This window comes from Brucella sp. NBRC 14130, assembly GCF_040371715.1.
Taxonomy (GTDB): Bacteria; Pseudomonadota; Alphaproteobacteria; order Rhizobiales; family Rhizobiaceae; genus Brucella; species Brucella intermedia.
In genome coordinates this window covers 536,856-551,223 of the sequence record NZ_BAABTE010000001.1, presented here as the reverse complement: position 1 = coordinate 551,223, position 14,368 = coordinate 536,856, and the positions used below count along the sequence as shown (strand labels likewise).

The window sequence follows — 14,368 nt, the reverse complement described above, 5'->3', positions numbered from 1 at the left end:
GGTTTTATTCGGCGGGCTTGTCGCTGCGGCCGATGCCGAGCAGCTGGTAGAAGACGAGAGCGGCCAGCGTCGATGTCGCAATGCCGCCGAGCGCGAACTCGCCGATCTTCAAGGTGAAGTCGCTCGCGCCGAAAATGAGCGCCACGCCGGCGGTGAACAGGTTGCGGGAATCCGCGAAATCCACCTTGTTGACGATCCAGATGCGCGCCATGGCCGAGGCGATGAGGCCGAAGACCGAAACGGCAAGACCGGCCAGAACCGGAGCCGGGATCGTCTGCAGGATCGCGCCGAATTTCGGCGACATGCCGAGGATCAGCGCCATGACGGCGGCAATCACGAAGATCAGCGTGGAATAAACCTTGGTCATCGCCATGACGCCGATGTTTTCGGCATAGGTGGTAACGCCGGTGCCGCCGCCCGAACCGGAAATCATGGTCGCGATGCCGTCACCGAGGAAGCCGCGGCCGATGTAGCGGTCCATGTTCTGGCCGGTGATCGAACCGAGCGCTTTGATATGACCGAGGTTTTCCGCCACCAGCACGATGGCGACGGGCGCGATCAGGGTGACCGCCTGCCAGTTGAATTCCGGCGTGGTGAAATGCGGCAGGCCGAACCATGCCGCATTGCTGACGGCGGTGAAATCGATGCCCGGCACGATGCCGAGGCCGTTGCCGAGGATCAGGACCAGCAGATAACCGAAAAGCAGTGCGAAGAGCACCGACAGGCGCTTGGTGCCGCGCGGCCCATAGGCGGCGATCATACCCATGCAGAGAACGGTAAGCAGCGCGATGGTGATATGCGTGCCGCTTCCCTTCAGCTGGCCGACAGCGACCGGGGCGAGGTTGAGGCCGATGGAAACGCCGATGGCGCCGGTGACGACCGGGGGCATAAGCCGCTCCACCCAGCCCGTGCCGATGGCCATGACCACGAGGCCGATAAGCGCATAGAGCGCGCCGCAGGCGATGATGCCGCCAAGCGCGATTGCAATATTGGGATTGGGGCCGGAGCCGCCATAGCCCGTCGCGGCGATGACGACCGCGATGAACGCGAAGGACGAACCGAGATAGCTCGGCACCCGGCCTGCCGTCAGCACGAAGAACAGAAGCGTGCCGATGCCGGAAAAGAAGACGGCTACATTGGGATCGAAGCCCATCAGCAGGGGCGCGACGATGGTCGAGCCGGACATTGCAAGCAGGTGCTGCACGCCCATCGGAATGGCGGCAGCGGCCGGAAGACGCTCGTCAGGAAGCACGACGGCGTTTGATGTCAAACGCCAACTTGGAAAATAGCCCATGATGTCCCTCTGGAAAATATTATCCGTTTGTTTTTAACGCGCATCTTTTCCGAAAACCGCTTCGCACTTTTCGGGACGCGCTACTGCCTTTATCGACTCATGCCACCGATTTCCAGAGGGGAACAGTCCAAACAATGAGGGAGCTGTTGATGAGCCGACCTGGAGCGCCGCACGTGCTTATGAACGCACAAACGGCCTTCCAGACTGTAGAAACCACGCATCGTGCTTTCTGAATATCGCCTCCGGTTTTCACGTCGATGTTGCAGCGATTTCATCCGTTTACGGTCACGCGGCCCGCATCGTTTGTCACTTTCCCGACAATGCGGGCGGATGGATAGCCGGCGGCGCGGATGCTGCCGAGGAGCCTTTCGGCCTCCTGCGGCGCGCAGGATACGAGAAGCCCGCCGGAGGTCTGCGGGTCGGTCAGCAATTGCTGTTTCCAGAGCGGATAGTCGTCCGGAAGCTGCACGCCATGGCCGTAGCTTGCCCAGTTGCGGGTGGAGGCTCCGGTCACGAAACCGGCCTGCGCCAGATGTTCGGCCTGATTGAGGAAGGGCAGGGCGGAATAGTCCAGCCCAATGCCCGCATTGGAGCCGCGCACCATTTCCAGAGCATGGCCGAGAATGCCGAAGCCGGTCACATCGGTGACGGCATGAACGGTGCCATCCTTGCCGAGTTCGGCACCGACCCGGTTCAGCAAGGTGACCGACGCCATCATTTCATCATAACCGGCGCTGTCGAGTTCCTGCTTCTTGAAGGCGGCGGAATAGATGCCGACGCCGATTGCCTTGGTCAGGATCAGCGTGTCGCCGACACGCGCGCCGCTGTTCCTGCGCAGGTTCGAAAGCTTGCAGGTGCCGATGACCGCCAGTCCGTAGATCGGTTCCGGCGCGTCGATGGAATGCCCGCCCGCAACCGGAATGCCCGCTTCCGCGCAGATGCTGGAACCGCCCTTCAGGATTTCGCGGATCATTTCGGCGGGCATCTGGTTCACCGGCATTCCGAGGATCGCCAGCGCCATGATCGGCGTTCCGCCCATGGCATAGACGTCGGATATCGCATTGGTGGCCGCGATGCGCCCGAAATCGAACGGATTGTCCACCATCGGCATGAAGAAATCCGTCGTTGCGATCACGCAGTTTTCGTCGTCCAACTGCCAGACGGCGGCATCGTCGCCGGTTTCCGTTCCGACGAGGAGCTGGCTGAACGGCTGCATGACGGGCTGGTCCGACAGCAGGTCCTGCAAAACGGCTGGAGCAAGCTTGCAGCCGCAACCGCCGCCATGGGCAAGCGTGCTGAGACGAATAGGCGATGCAATATCCATGATGTCCTCAAAACTTATATCGTTATTTCGCGTGCGGTCATGGCGTAGCGGAAGGCGTCCGCATCGAGACAATCCAGACGGGTGCTGGCGACTTCGGCCTGCGGATACATGAGGAAGCCGAGTTCCGGCCCTTGCGCGGACGGCAAGGCGATATCGCTGCCGTCATTGAAGGCGATCCAGTTGCCCTCCCATGAACCGAACAGCTTTTGCCGCACGGCTGCTACACGCGGATCGTCGGCGGGGAGCCCGTCCTTTTCCTCTTCCAACATCACCTTGCGCACATCCGCCGGATCGGTCGCGACCCAGCCGATGTCGTCGAGATAGATTTCGGCGCGGCAATGCTGGGCCTTGGTGATGACCTCGTTCTTCGCGCCGAGGCTCGTGTAGCCGAAGGCGGAAGGCGCGACGCGCACGCCATAAAGGTCGCGGGCCGGAATTCCCGCTGCCCTGACGAGAGCCACGAACAAGGGATTGATGTCGGCGCATTTGCCGCCGAGATCGCCGCTGTCGAGCATGGCGACAATATTGCCGTCACCGCAGCCGCGCGTGGAGGCCCGCCGATAGGTGTTGGCGACCACCCAGTCATAGATCCGGCGCGCCTTCTCCTGATCGGTATCGGCATCCGCAACGATCCTGTCAGAGGTCTGCTTGACGATGCCATCGACCGGCGCAAGCCGCGTTCCCGCCAGATAGCGTTCGCGTTCCGCGCGGGTCAGCGGCACGGCCTTGGCCGGTGCATCGAGATTGCCCGAACGGTCGCGGGTGGAGATGAGGCTGATGATTTCGGCTTGCGGTTTTTCTTCCCCTCCATCCCATTCGAGATAGAGAAGGCCGGTGCCGCTTGCCGGATCGCGGTCGAGCCGCGCGACCTTGGCATTGGTCGTCCAGCGATTGCCCTCCGGGCGGTTCCAGTCCTCGGCATTGAACCCCGCCAGCGGAACCCAGACACGAATGACTTCTCCCGAAGCGGCAGGCGTGACGCTGGTGGTGATCTCGAAGCTGCGCCAGTCCGACGGCTGCGGCGCGAATGCGGTGCTGGCCGCAGAGGCAAAATTCGGCAGCATGCTGACGGCGGCACAGGCCGCACCGGATTTAAAAAGTTCCCGACGGTTCATGACGATCCCCTTTTTGCTCTGGATTGTTCTGTGCGATGGCATGGAAGGACGACTTTCGCGCCGCCAAGCTGGAAGCCCCGGAAAGCCCGAAAAGCCTGGAAGGCGCGCGGGAGGATGCAGATGGCAGGAAATTCCGGCTGTCGTTTTGCGCGGCTGAGGGGAGCCGGAGCCGAGGGCCGCACGATACCGTCGCATCGGGTCAGGGAAGCCGGTGCGAGGCAGGAGCCGCTCAAAATTCAAGCCCCGAAACTCGGGAGCAACAAAAGAAGCCACGGCATCAGTCTGGCGTTTTTACACGGCAACGTCAATCAGCTGGCGCGTTTCCAAGTCATTCCGGTGGTGAGCTTCATGTAATAATACATGACTATTAAAGTCATATTATTGATAAATGGGTCTTATTGTTAATTAATTTAACCTTCCCTTCGGTTGACAACTTGGGTTTATTGCGGTGAACTGATCTCAGGCAAGTCCAATTCAGGGAGGGATATGCTTCGGCATTTTTCTTCTGACGATCAGGGAGGTGCAGCGCAATGAATGTGGAGCTCTCACGCCGCCAGTTTCTGGGCGGAACGGGGGCGGTAGTGGCGGCTTCGGCGCTTGGGTCCTTCGGTTTTGGTGCGGTGGAAAGCGCCTATGCCGAATCCATTCGTCCCTTCAAGCTGACCAACACGACCGAAACCCGCAATACCTGCCCTTACTGCTCGGTCGCCTGCGGCATCATCCTCTATTCCAAGGGAGATGTGAGGAAAGGCGAGAAGGCCGATCTGATCCACGTCGAAGGCGATACGGATCACCCCACCAATCGCGGCACGCTTTGCCCGAAGGGCGCGGCACTCAGGGGTTTCGTCCAGGCCGAGACCCGCCTGAAAAATCCGCGGGTGCGCGAGCCGGGCGCCGCCGAATTCAAGCAGATTTCGTGGGAGGATGCGCTCGACCGCATCGCGCGCCATCTGAAAGACGATCGCGACGCAAACTTCATCGTGAAGAATGCGGCGGGCACCACGGTCAATCGCTGGGTTTCGACGGGATTCCTCGCGGCATCGGCCACCACCAACGAAACGGCGTTTCTCACCTACAAGGTGGTGCGCAGCACAGGCATAGTCGCATTCGATAACCAGGCACGCGTCTGACACGGCCCGACGGTGGCGAGTCTCGCCCCAACATTTGGCCGCGGAGCAATGACCAACTCCTGGACCGATATCAAGAACACCGATCTCGTCGTCGTCATGGGCGGCAATGCGGCGGAAGCGCATCCGTGCGGCTTCAAATGGGTGACGGAGGCCAAGCACCATCGCGGCGCGAAGCTGATCGTCGTTGATCCGCGCTTCACGCGAACGGCTTCCGTGGCGGATTTCTACGCGCCCATCCGGCAGGGTTCGGATATCGCCTTCCTGCTCGGCGTCATCAACTACTGCATCCAGAATGACAAGGTGCAGTGGGATTATGTGAAGCATTTCACCAATGCCAGCTACATCATCAAGGATGGCTTTGAGTACAAGGACGGGCTGTTTACCGGCTATGACGAGGAAAAGCGGGACTACGACCGCTCGAGCTGGGAATATGTGATCGGCGATGACGGCTATGCGGTCGTCGACGATACGCTGCAGAACCCGCGTTGCGTATGGAACCTGCTGAAAGAGCACGTTTCCATCTTCACGCCGGAAATGGTGGAGCGCATCTGCGGCACGCCGAAGGAGAAATTCCTGAAAGTGGCCGAGATGATGTCCGAATGCTCGGCGCCGGACAAGACGATGACGTCGATGTACGCGCTCGGCTGGACACAGCACTCCAAGGGATCGCAGAATATTCGCTGCATGGCGATGCTGCAGTTGATCCTCGGCAATATCGGCGTGCGCGGCGGCGGCATGAATGCGCTGCGCGGTCACTCCAACATTCAGGGGCTGACCGATATCGGCCTTATGTCCAACCTCCTGCCGGGCTATATGAACATCCCGGTCGAAAAGGAGACCGATCTCGAAATCTACATGTCGACACGCGGTTTCAAGCCGCTGCGCCCCAACCAGACGAGCTACTGGCAGAACTATCGCAAGTTCTTCGTCAGTTTCCAGAAGGCGATGTGGGGCAGCGCCGCGACTGTCGAAAACGACTTTGCTTTCGACTGGCTGCCGAAGCTCGACGTGCCGAACTACGACATGTTGCGCATCTTCGACATGATGCATGATGGCAAGGTCAACGGCTATGTCTGTCAGGGGTTCAATCCGCTGATGGCGGTGCCGAACCGCAAGAAGCTGACCGATGCCCTGTCGAAGCTGAAATTCCTCGTCACGATGGACCCGCTGGAAACGGAAACCTCGCGTTTCTGGGAAAACCACGGCGAATTCAACGATGTGGATTCGGCTTCCATCCAGACGGAAGTGTTCCAGCTGCCTTCCACCTGTTTTGCGGAGGACGAGGGTTCGCTCACCAATTCCGGGCGCTGGCTGCAATGGCACTGGCCCGGCGCCACACCGCCCGGCGAGGCGAAGACCGACAACTGGATCATGGCGCAGATTTTCCTGCGGCTGCGGGAGCTTTATCGCAAGGAAGGCGGCGCTTTCCCCGATCCGATCCTCAATCTCACCTGGGATTACAAGGATGAGGGCGAGCCGACAGCGGAAGAACTGGCCAAGGAACTGAACGGCCGCGCGCTTTCCACGGTGACCGATCCGGCCGATCCGACCAAGGTGGTCGCCGAGGCGGGCAAGCTGCTCGCCGGTTTCGCGGCGCTGCGCGACGACGGCTCGACGGCATCGGGCTGCTGGATTTATTCCGGCTGCTTCACCGAGGCGGGCAACAACATGGCCCGCCGCGACAATCACGATCCGGACGAGACGGGCGCCTATCTCAACTGGTCGTGGGCATGGCCGGCGAACCGCCGCATTCTCTATAACCGCGCCTCCGCCGACATCGACGGCAAGCCGTGGGACCCGAGCCGCAAGCTCATCGAATGGGACGGTTCGAAGTGGACAGGCTATGACGTGCCGGACATTGCGCCGACCGCCAAGCCGCAGGAAGTCGGCCCCTTCATCATGAATGCGGAAGGCGCGTCGCGCCTGTTCAGCCGCGGCATGATGCGCGACGGTCCGTTCCCGGCCCACTATGAGCCGTTTGAATCGCCGCTCGCCAATGTGATCGCACCGAACATCCGGGGCAATCCGGTGGCGCGTGTCTTCAACGACGACTTCAAGCAGTTCGCCGAAACGGCTTCGGAGGAGTTCCCCTATGCGGCCACCTCCTACCGTCTGACGGAGCATTTCCACTACTGGACCAAGCATGTCCATGTGAATGCGGTCCTGCAGCCGGAATTCTTCGTCGAAATCTCGGAGGAACTGGCGAAGGAAAAGGGCATCGCCAAGGGCGACTGGGTGCGCGTGTGGTCGAAGCGGGGCTCGGTGAAGGCCAAGGCGGTGGTGACCAAGCGCATCAAGCCGCTGATCTGCGACGGCAAGACGGTGCATGTGGTCGGCATCCCGCTCCATTGGGGCTTCATGGGTGCAGCTCGCAAGGGCTTCGGCCCCAACTCACTGACGCCTTTTGTCGGCGACGCGAACATCGAGACGCCGGAATTCAAGGCGTTTCTGGTCAATATCGAGCGCTCAAGCGCGCCTGTGGCTTAGGAGGGATAAATGTTTCCACCCGTTCCCAATCCTAGCGTCCAGCCGCAACAGCCGCGTTTCGGTGACAAGGACCTGATCAGGCGGTCGGCGTCGAATGTGACGCCGCCTGCCGAGCGCCAGACCGAGGTGGCGAAGCTTATCGACGTGTCGAAGTGCATCGGCTGCAAGGCCTGCCAGTCGGCCTGCGCCGAATGGAACGACACGCATGAGGAAGTGGGCATCAATGTCGGCGTCTATGACAATCCGCACGACCTGACGCCGAACACCTTCACGCTGATGCGCTTTACCGAGTGGGACAATCCCGATACCGGCAATCTGGAGTGGCTCATCCGCAAGGATGGCTGCATGCATTGCGAAGACCCCGGCTGTCTCAAGGCCTGTCCGGCGCCCGGTGCAATCGTGCAATATTCCAACGGCATCGTCGATTTCATCCACGATAACTGCATCGGTTGCGGCTATTGCATCAAGGGTTGCCCGTTCAACATCCCCCGCGTTTCCGAGGTCACCAACAAGGCCTATAAATGCACGCTCTGTTCCGACCGCATCGCGGTGGGGCAGGGACCGGCCTGCGCCAAGGCCTGCCCCACACAGGCCATCGTCTACGGCACCAAGGACGAAATGAAGGAATGGGCCGACGGACGCATCAAGGACCTGAAATCGCGCGGCTTTGAGAATGCCGGGCTCTACGATCCGCCGGGCGTCGGCGGCACCCATGTCATGTATGTGCTGCACCATGCCGACCGGCCCGAACTCTATGCCAACCTGCCGAACAATCCGCGCATCAGCCCGGTTGTCGAGGCGTGGAAGGGCGTGTCCAAATATGCGGGCATGGCCGTCATGGGGCTGGCCGCTGCAGCGGGTCTGCTGCACTATATCTTCAAGGGGCCGAATGTCGTGACAGAGCACGACGAGGAGCAGGCCGAAAAGCTCACGGGGGAAAAAAGCTCATGAGCAGGACCGACTTTGACGATGTTGAGCGCGGCGACGGCATAGAACCCGGCCCGCCGGTCAGGGTGCACCGCTATTCCGGCGGCGCGCGCATCAATCACTGGATCACCGCCGCCAGCCTGGTGCTGCTGGCCCTTTCCGGCCTTGCAATGTTCCACCCGTGGCTGTTTTTCCTGTCGGGCCTGTTTGGCGGCGGGCAATGGACACGCGCCATCCATCCATGGATCGGCGTTGTCCTGTTCTTCAGCTTTCTCGGCCTTTTCCTGCGCTTCTGGAGCGCCAATCTGTGGAAGCGCGAAGACAGCCAATGGCTGTCGCAGGCCAATGACGTGATTGCTGGCAATGAGGAAAAACTGCCGGAAGTCGGCAAATACAATGCCGGTCAGAAGCTTGTTTTCTGGTCCATGTCGCTTCTGATCGTCATCCTGATCGTATCCGGCCTGATGATCTGGAACGAATATTTCGGCTCCTATACCAGCATCAACCAGCAGCGCTGGGCCTTGTTCGTTCACTCCATGGCGGCGGTTGCGGCCATCTGCGTCTGGATCGTGCATGTCTATGCCGCGATCTGGGTCAAGGGAACGATCCATGCGATGACACGTGGCACGGTGACGGGCGGATGGGCCTGGCGGCACCATCGCAAGTGGCTGCGCGAACTGACATCGAAACAGAAGGCGAAGCAGGGCAGCGGCAAGCCTGCCGCCTAGAGCGGCATGCTTTCAAGTTGAAGCTACATCTCGCCCCAGGCTTTTGTTTGAGCATGATTTATCTGATTGAAGCAGGATCAGAGTTCAGACCAGTGGACTGATTTCCCTGCGTAGACGGTTTCAGCTTTTGGGAATCATGCTCTGAAACTTCGCCTTCTGGGTTGCATTTCCCGGCAGGCACCTCAGAATGACGTTATTCAGTGGTCCACGTGGCCCGTTGGGTTCGTGAGGAGTGACATGGCAGGCAAGAAAGATCTGGTGCCGGACCCGACGGTCATCGGCGAAATATCGGCCCCACCCTTCGTGCAACTGCCGGAACCCGGCGCACTTTTTGCCAGACGGGCGGAGCGCCTGCGTATTCTGGCCTCGGTCAGCCCGCTGAAACCCTATCTGGAATTCATCGCCGATCTGAGCGAGGCGCAGTCCGAAATAGACGCCGGGCTCGGCCCTGTCGCTGCGCGGCAGGAGAATGATCGGGGACGCGAGTTCGGCATGCCCTCGATCGATCGTGCGAATGCCGCATCGGATGCAGGGCTTCAAACCATCTTCGACCGACTCTTCGAGCGCGCCCGCAATATCGCCAAGCCGCAGGACGCCGCCGATGCGCTGGAACGTGTGGCGGGCAGCAATGCGAATGAACGTCGCCGGATGGTCGAGGCGATCTTTGCCGGCATTCTGCCGCCCGACGCAATTGCCGAGCACATCTATGTCTGGGCGGGGTTGCAGCTTCATCTTGCGCGGCTCGCCTCGGCGCTCGACCCGAAGTCGGTGAAGCCGGTTGCCGATGGCGTCTGCCCCGCTTGCGGCAGCATGCCGTCAAGCTCCATGGTGGTCGGCTGGCACGGTGCGCATGGCGCGCGCTTCTGCTCCTGTTCCGTCTGCAACACGCTCTGGCACTATGTGCGGATCAAATGCACGTGCTGCGGGTCCACAAAGGGCATCGGCTACAAGGAAGTCGAGGAAGGCGGGGGCGTCATCAAGGCCGAAACCTGCGATGAATGCGAAAGCTGGGTCAAGATCATCTATCAGCAGCTGTCCTCGGATGCCGATCCGGTGGCCGACGATGTTGCAAGCCTCGGCCTCGACATGCTGATGCGCGAGACGCCTTACAGGCGGGGTGGCTTCTCCCCGCTTCTCGCCGGATTGTGAGGCAGCATGGACCAGATCAAATCTTCGCTGCGCCATCTTCCTTCCGTGGATGCCATCCTGCAAATGCCCGCGCTTGCCGCAGCATTGGAGAGCTTTGGCCATGCTTCGGTGGCGGAAGCCGTGCGGAAGGTGCTGGGAAATGAGCGTGAGGCGGTGAAGTCCGGTGCCGCGCCTTCCAGCAACGTGCTTTTGGCGGAGCGGGTTATTCACCTGCTCGAAGCATCCGGGCAGTCGAGCCTGCGCCCCTTGTTCAACCTGACCGGAACGGTCCTGCACACCAATCTCGGGCGCGCCATTCTGGCCGAAGCCGCAATCGAGGCTGCGATGCAAGCCATGCGGCAGGCGGTTTCGCTTGAGTTCGACCTTTCTTCCGGCTCGCGCGGCGAGCGTGACGATCATCTGCGCGCGCTTGTCTGCGAACTGAGCGGGGCAGAGGATGCCACCATCGTCAACAATAACGCGGCGGCGGTGCTTCTGGTGCTGAACAGCCTTGCCTCGAGCAAGGAAGCCATTGTTTCGCGGGGCGAACTGATCGAGATCGGCGGTGCTTTCCGCATGCCGGATATCATGACCCGCGCCGGTACGCGGCTTGTCGAAGTCGGCACCACCAACCGCACCCATCCGCGCGATTACGAGAATGCGATCAACTCCGATACGGGTCTGGTGCTGAAGGTCCACACGTCCAACTATCGGATCGAAGGTTTCACGCGCGAAGTCGCGGCCCCGGAACTTGCGGCAATCGCGCAGGCGAGGGGCGTGCCGCTGGTCAACGATCTCGGCTCCGGCACGCTGGCCGATCTGACGGCTTTCGGTCTCGCACATGAGCCGACGGTGCGCGAGGCAGTGGCCGAAGGCGCTGATATCATCACTTTTTCCGGCGACAAGCTTCTCGGCGGGCCGCAGGCGGGGTTCGTCGTCGGGCGGCGCGATCTGATCGCCCGCATCAACAGGAACCCGATGAAGCGCGCCTTGCGGGTCGACAAGATCAGGCTTGCGGCGCTTGAGGCGACGCTGAAACTTTATCGCAACCCGCAACGGCTTGCGGAAAAACTGCCGACCCTGCGTTATCTGGCGCGCCCGCAGGCAGAAATTGCCGCGCAGGCGGAAAGGCTCAAACCCGCGCTGGAAAAGGTGCTCGGCACCGCTTTCACCGTCACGGTGACGGAGTGCGCCAGCCAGATAGGCTCCGGGGCCTTGCCGCTTTCGACCGTGCCAAGCGCCGGTCTGTCGATTGCACCGAAGGACGGCAGCGGCTCCGCGCTGACAGCGCTTGGCGCTTCGCTGCGCGCGCTGCCTCTCCCGGTCATCGGGCGGATAGAAAAGGGCGCGCTCGTGCTCGACCTGCGCTGTCTTGACGACGAAAGCAGTTTCATCAGGAACCTGTCATCCTATGCGGCTTGCTGATCTCTTCGCCCGCAAACCGAAGCAGGACACGACGGCACAGGCGCTGGAAAAGGCGCTTGCGGCTGCAAAGACGGGTGATTACGCAACGGCGCTTTCCATCTGGGAGCCGCTGGCCCGCAGCGGCAATGCCCGTGCGCAGAACAATATCGGCGCCTGTTTTGCAGGCGGCATGGGCGTCGAGAAGAATATCGGCCTCGCGCAACGCTGGCTCACCCTTTCCGCCGCCGCTGGCGATGCTTCCGGCCAGCGCGATCTCGCTTCGCTGCTTTTCAAGGGCGAGGGCATCGAAGCCGATTACCCGGAAGCTGCGCGGCTCTACCGCCTTGCCGCCGAACAGGGTGACGCGCAGGCGCAGGACATGCTGAGCTGGATGCTCATCGAGGGCGGGGTGATTTCCGCCGATCCGGTCGAGGCGCGTGAATGGGCGCTGAAGGCAGCCGAAGGCGGCGTTGCCGCAGCCATGACGCGGCTTGGCATGATCTACCATAATGCCCTCGGCGTGCCGCGTGATCCGTCCAGGGCGGTCTACTGGTGGCGGAAGGCCGCCGATGCGGGCGATGCCGACGGGCAGGCCATGCTGGGGGCGGCGCTGCACCTTGGCATGGGCGTGGAACGCGATCCTTTGGCGGCTTACGATTATCTGCAGCGCGCAAGGACGGGCGGCAGCGCGCTTGCCGCGCCTTTCATCGAGGCAGCGCGCAGCGCACTGGACGAGCAACCATGATCGTTGGAACGGCGGGTCATATCGACCATGGCAAGACCGCGCTGGTGCGCGCGCTTACACAGGTGGATACGGACCGGCTGAAAGAGGAAAAGGCGCGGGGCATTTCCATCGATCTCGGCTTTGCCTATCTGCCCTTGTCCGGCGATGAAAAGGACATACTGGGCTTCGTCGACGTGCCGGGGCACGAGAAGTTCGTGCATACGATGCTGGCCGGGGCGGCGAGCATCGATTTCGTCATGCTGGTTGTCGCCGCCGATGACGGCATCATGCCGCAAACGCGCGAACATCTGGCAATCGTCAACCTGCTCGGCATCCGGCGCGGTGTCGCCGTCATTACCAAATCCGATCTTGCCGCGCCCGACCGCCTTGCGGAAGTGGAAACCGCTATCCGCAACGAACTGGCGCTGACGGGGCTTGCCGATATTCCCGTTCTGGCGGTTTCCACCGTGTCCGGCGCCGGAATCGATGATCTCAGAGCCATGCTGGAGGCGCAGGCGCGTGCGTTTGGCGAGCGGCAGGCAAACGGACGTTTTCGTCTGGCCGTGGATCGCTCCTTCACGCTGAAGGGCGCGGGTACGGTCGTCACTGGCACTGTGCTTTCCGGCAAGGTCGCCATTGGCGATCATCTGGCGATCAGCCCGGCTGGAAAAGAAGCGCGGGTCCGGACCATTCATGCGCAGAACCGGCCGAGCGAAACCGCGCAGGCGGGTGATCGCTGCGCGCTCAATCTGGCAGGCGAGGGAATATCGAAAGAGGCGGTGCATCGCGGCGACATGCTGGTGTCGCCCGCTCTGCATCGTCCCACGGACCGCATCGATGCCTCCCTGCAAATATTGCCTTCCGAGAAAAAGCCGATAGGCCAGTGGTTTCCTGCGCGCCTTCATCATGCGTCGGCGGAAGTTGGCGCGCGCATCGTGCCTTTGCGGGGCGACGAGCTTCGGCCCGGGAGCGAAGACCGGGTGCAACTGGTTCTGGATCGCCCCCTTGCCGTGGCCACCGGAGACCGTTTCGTCATCCGGGATGTGTCCGCGCAACGAACCATCGGCGGCGGACGTTTTCTCGATCTGCGTCCGCCGCAGCGCAAGCGCCGCAGCCCGGAGCGCATGGCGCAACTCGACGCCCATTCCATCGATGATCCCGTGCAGGCGGCGCGGGCGCTGCTGTCCGTCGAACCATATTATCTCGATGCGACGGCCTTCCAGCGCGACCGGGCGCTGGCCGACGATCCGCAGGCGCTGGCCCAGGCGCTCGATGCGGCGATGCTGCCGCAGGCAAATTCCGTGCTCCTGCTGTTGCCGGAGCGATGGAATGCGCTGCGGGACGAGATTGTGGCGCGGCTCGGTGCTTTCCATGCGGAGAACCCGGACCTGATCGGCATGGGGGTGGAGCGACTGCGCTTGCTGTTGAAGCCGCGCCTGCCTGCTCCGGCCTTCCGCGCCGCCATCGCCGCGCTCATCGAGGCGGACCTGTTGCGGCTCGACGGTGCCTGGCTGCGCCTGCGCGATCATGAAGTGACGATGAGCGATGCCGACGAGGCGCTGTGGCAGCGCATCGCGCCGCTTCTTGGCGGCGATGCCCGTTTTCGCCCGCCGCGCGTGCGCGATATTGCGGGTCTGCTGGACGAGCGGGAGGAAGATATTCGCCGCCTGTTCAAGCTTGCCGGGCGCATGGGCCGGGTGCATGAAGTGGCGCACGACCATTTTTTCCTCCGTGCAACGATTGCCGAGATGATCGGCATATTGTCGGACATGGATGCGGCTTTCGACAGCGGCTGGTTTATCGCTGCGCGATTTCGCGACCGGGTCGACAGCGGCCGCAAGGTGGCGATCCAGATACTGGAATTCTTCGACCGCAACAGCGTTACGATAAGGCGCGGAGACATGCGCCGCCTCAACCGCCGCAAGCTCGACCTGTTTGGCGATTTTGCGCAAGCGGAAACACCACAAACGGGAGGAGCCCTGTGAAAACCTTTTCAACAACCATGTGCCTGATACTGGTTCTGGCTGTCGCAGGCGGTTGCGCAAACCGAGCCTGCAATGAATGGCCGGGCACCTGCATCATTCAGTGATCGGCGAGTTGCCCAGAT

The 14,368-nt window shown here is 61.7% G+C and carries 11 protein-coding genes; 8 read left to right on the top strand and 3 right to left on the bottom strand.

The features are described from left to right. Window positions 1-4: 4 nt before the first annotated feature. The 3 genes from ABWW28_RS02675 to ABWW28_RS02665 form a co-directional block, all read right to left on the bottom strand. A complete protein-coding gene (locus ABWW28_RS02675; RefSeq protein ID WP_353390230.1) occupies window positions 5-1,294 on the bottom strand; it encodes a solute carrier family 23 protein in 1,290 nt (429 codons plus the stop codon). 271 nt (window positions 1,295-1,565) lie between these two features. Then, window positions 1,566-2,618 carry a selenide, water dikinase SelD gene (gene selD, locus ABWW28_RS02670; protein ID WP_176587995.1) on the bottom strand — a complete coding sequence of 351 codons (1,053 nt, stop codon included), beginning with the start codon at window positions 2,616-2,618 and terminating at the stop codon, window positions 1,566-1,568. Between the two features lie 14 nt (window positions 2,619-2,632). Further along, window positions 2,633-3,733, bottom strand: coding sequence for a transglutaminase-like domain-containing protein (locus ABWW28_RS02665; RefSeq protein WP_176587994.1), 1,101 nt, complete (start codon window positions 3,731-3,733; stop codon window positions 2,633-2,635). 120 nt (window positions 3,734-3,853) lie between these two features. Between ABWW28_RS02665 and ABWW28_RS02660 the strand changes: the two genes are divergently transcribed. The 8 genes from ABWW28_RS02660 (at window position 3,854) to selB (ending at window position 14,246) form a co-directional block, all read left to right on the top strand. Next, complete coding sequence (locus ABWW28_RS02660) at window positions 3,854-4,087, top strand: hypothetical protein (protein ID WP_247886201.1); 234 nt, start codon at window positions 3,854-3,856, stop codon at window positions 4,085-4,087. 176 nt (window positions 4,088-4,263) lie between these two features. After that, window positions 4,264-7,350, top strand: a complete 3,087-nt coding sequence (gene fdnG, locus ABWW28_RS02655) for a formate dehydrogenase-N subunit alpha (protein WP_176587993.1) — start codon at window positions 4,264-4,266, stop codon at window positions 7,348-7,350. 9 nt (window positions 7,351-7,359) lie between these two features. Further along, a complete protein-coding gene (gene fdxH / locus ABWW28_RS02650) occupies window positions 7,360-8,301 on the top strand; it encodes a formate dehydrogenase subunit beta (RefSeq protein WP_113342468.1) in 942 nt (313 codons plus the stop codon). Then, complete coding sequence (locus tag ABWW28_RS02645) at window positions 8,298-9,005, top strand: formate dehydrogenase subunit gamma (protein ID WP_006468327.1); 708 nt, start codon at window positions 8,298-8,300, stop codon at window positions 9,003-9,005. Before fdxH ends, ABWW28_RS02645 begins: the two co-directional genes overlap by 4 nt. A 237-nt stretch (window positions 9,006-9,242) precedes the next feature. After that, on the top strand, window positions 9,243-10,154 hold the full coding sequence (fdhE, locus tag ABWW28_RS02640; RefSeq protein ID WP_176587992.1) for a formate dehydrogenase accessory protein FdhE: 912 nt from the start codon (window positions 9,243-9,245) through the stop codon (window positions 10,152-10,154). A gap of 6 nt (window positions 10,155-10,160) precedes the next feature. Beyond that, window positions 10,161-11,558, top strand: a complete 1,398-nt coding sequence (selA, locus tag ABWW28_RS02635; RefSeq protein ID WP_176587991.1) for an L-seryl-tRNA(Sec) selenium transferase — start codon at window positions 10,161-10,163, stop codon at window positions 11,556-11,558. Continuing rightward, window positions 11,545-12,282, top strand: a complete 738-nt coding sequence (locus ABWW28_RS02630) for a tetratricopeptide repeat protein (protein ID WP_176587990.1) — start codon at window positions 11,545-11,547, stop codon at window positions 12,280-12,282. The genes selA and ABWW28_RS02630 overlap by 14 nt, the downstream gene beginning before the upstream one ends. After that, window positions 12,279-14,246, top strand: a complete 1,968-nt coding sequence (gene selB, locus ABWW28_RS02625) for a selenocysteine-specific translation elongation factor (RefSeq protein WP_176587989.1) — start codon at window positions 12,279-12,281, stop codon at window positions 14,244-14,246. The genes ABWW28_RS02630 and selB overlap by 4 nt, the downstream gene beginning before the upstream one ends. Window positions 14,247-14,368: the final 122 nt, after the last annotated feature.

What these genes read in the sequence shown, in the direction of transcription:
- ABWW28_RS02675 (WP_353390230.1), bottom strand. Translation starts at nt 1,294, where the DNA reads ATGGGCTATTTTCCAAGTTGGCGTTTGACATCAAACGCCGTCGTGCTT.
- selD (WP_176587995.1), bottom strand. Translation starts at nt 2,618, where the DNA reads ATGGATATTGCATCGCCTATTCGTCTCAGCACGCTTGCCCATGGCGGC.
- ABWW28_RS02665 (WP_176587994.1), bottom strand. Translation starts at nt 3,733, where the DNA reads ATGAACCGTCGGGAACTTTTTAAATCCGGTGCGGCCTGTGCCGCCGTC.
- ABWW28_RS02660 (WP_247886201.1), top strand. Translation starts at nt 3,854, where the DNA reads ATGGCAGGAAATTCCGGCTGTCGTTTTGCGCGGCTGAGGGGAGCCGGA.
- fdxH (WP_113342468.1), top strand. Translation starts at nt 7,360, where the DNA reads ATGTTTCCACCCGTTCCCAATCCTAGCGTCCAGCCGCAACAGCCGCGT.
- ABWW28_RS02645 (WP_006468327.1), top strand. Translation starts at nt 8,298, where the DNA reads ATGAGCAGGACCGACTTTGACGATGTTGAGCGCGGCGACGGCATAGAA.
- fdhE (WP_176587992.1), top strand. Translation starts at nt 9,243, where the DNA reads ATGGCAGGCAAGAAAGATCTGGTGCCGGACCCGACGGTCATCGGCGAA.
- selA (WP_176587991.1), top strand. Translation starts at nt 10,161, where the DNA reads ATGGACCAGATCAAATCTTCGCTGCGCCATCTTCCTTCCGTGGATGCC.
- ABWW28_RS02630 (WP_176587990.1), top strand. Translation starts at nt 11,545, where the DNA reads ATGCGGCTTGCTGATCTCTTCGCCCGCAAACCGAAGCAGGACACGACG.
- selB (WP_176587989.1), top strand. Translation starts at nt 12,279, where the DNA reads ATGATCGTTGGAACGGCGGGTCATATCGACCATGGCAAGACCGCGCTG.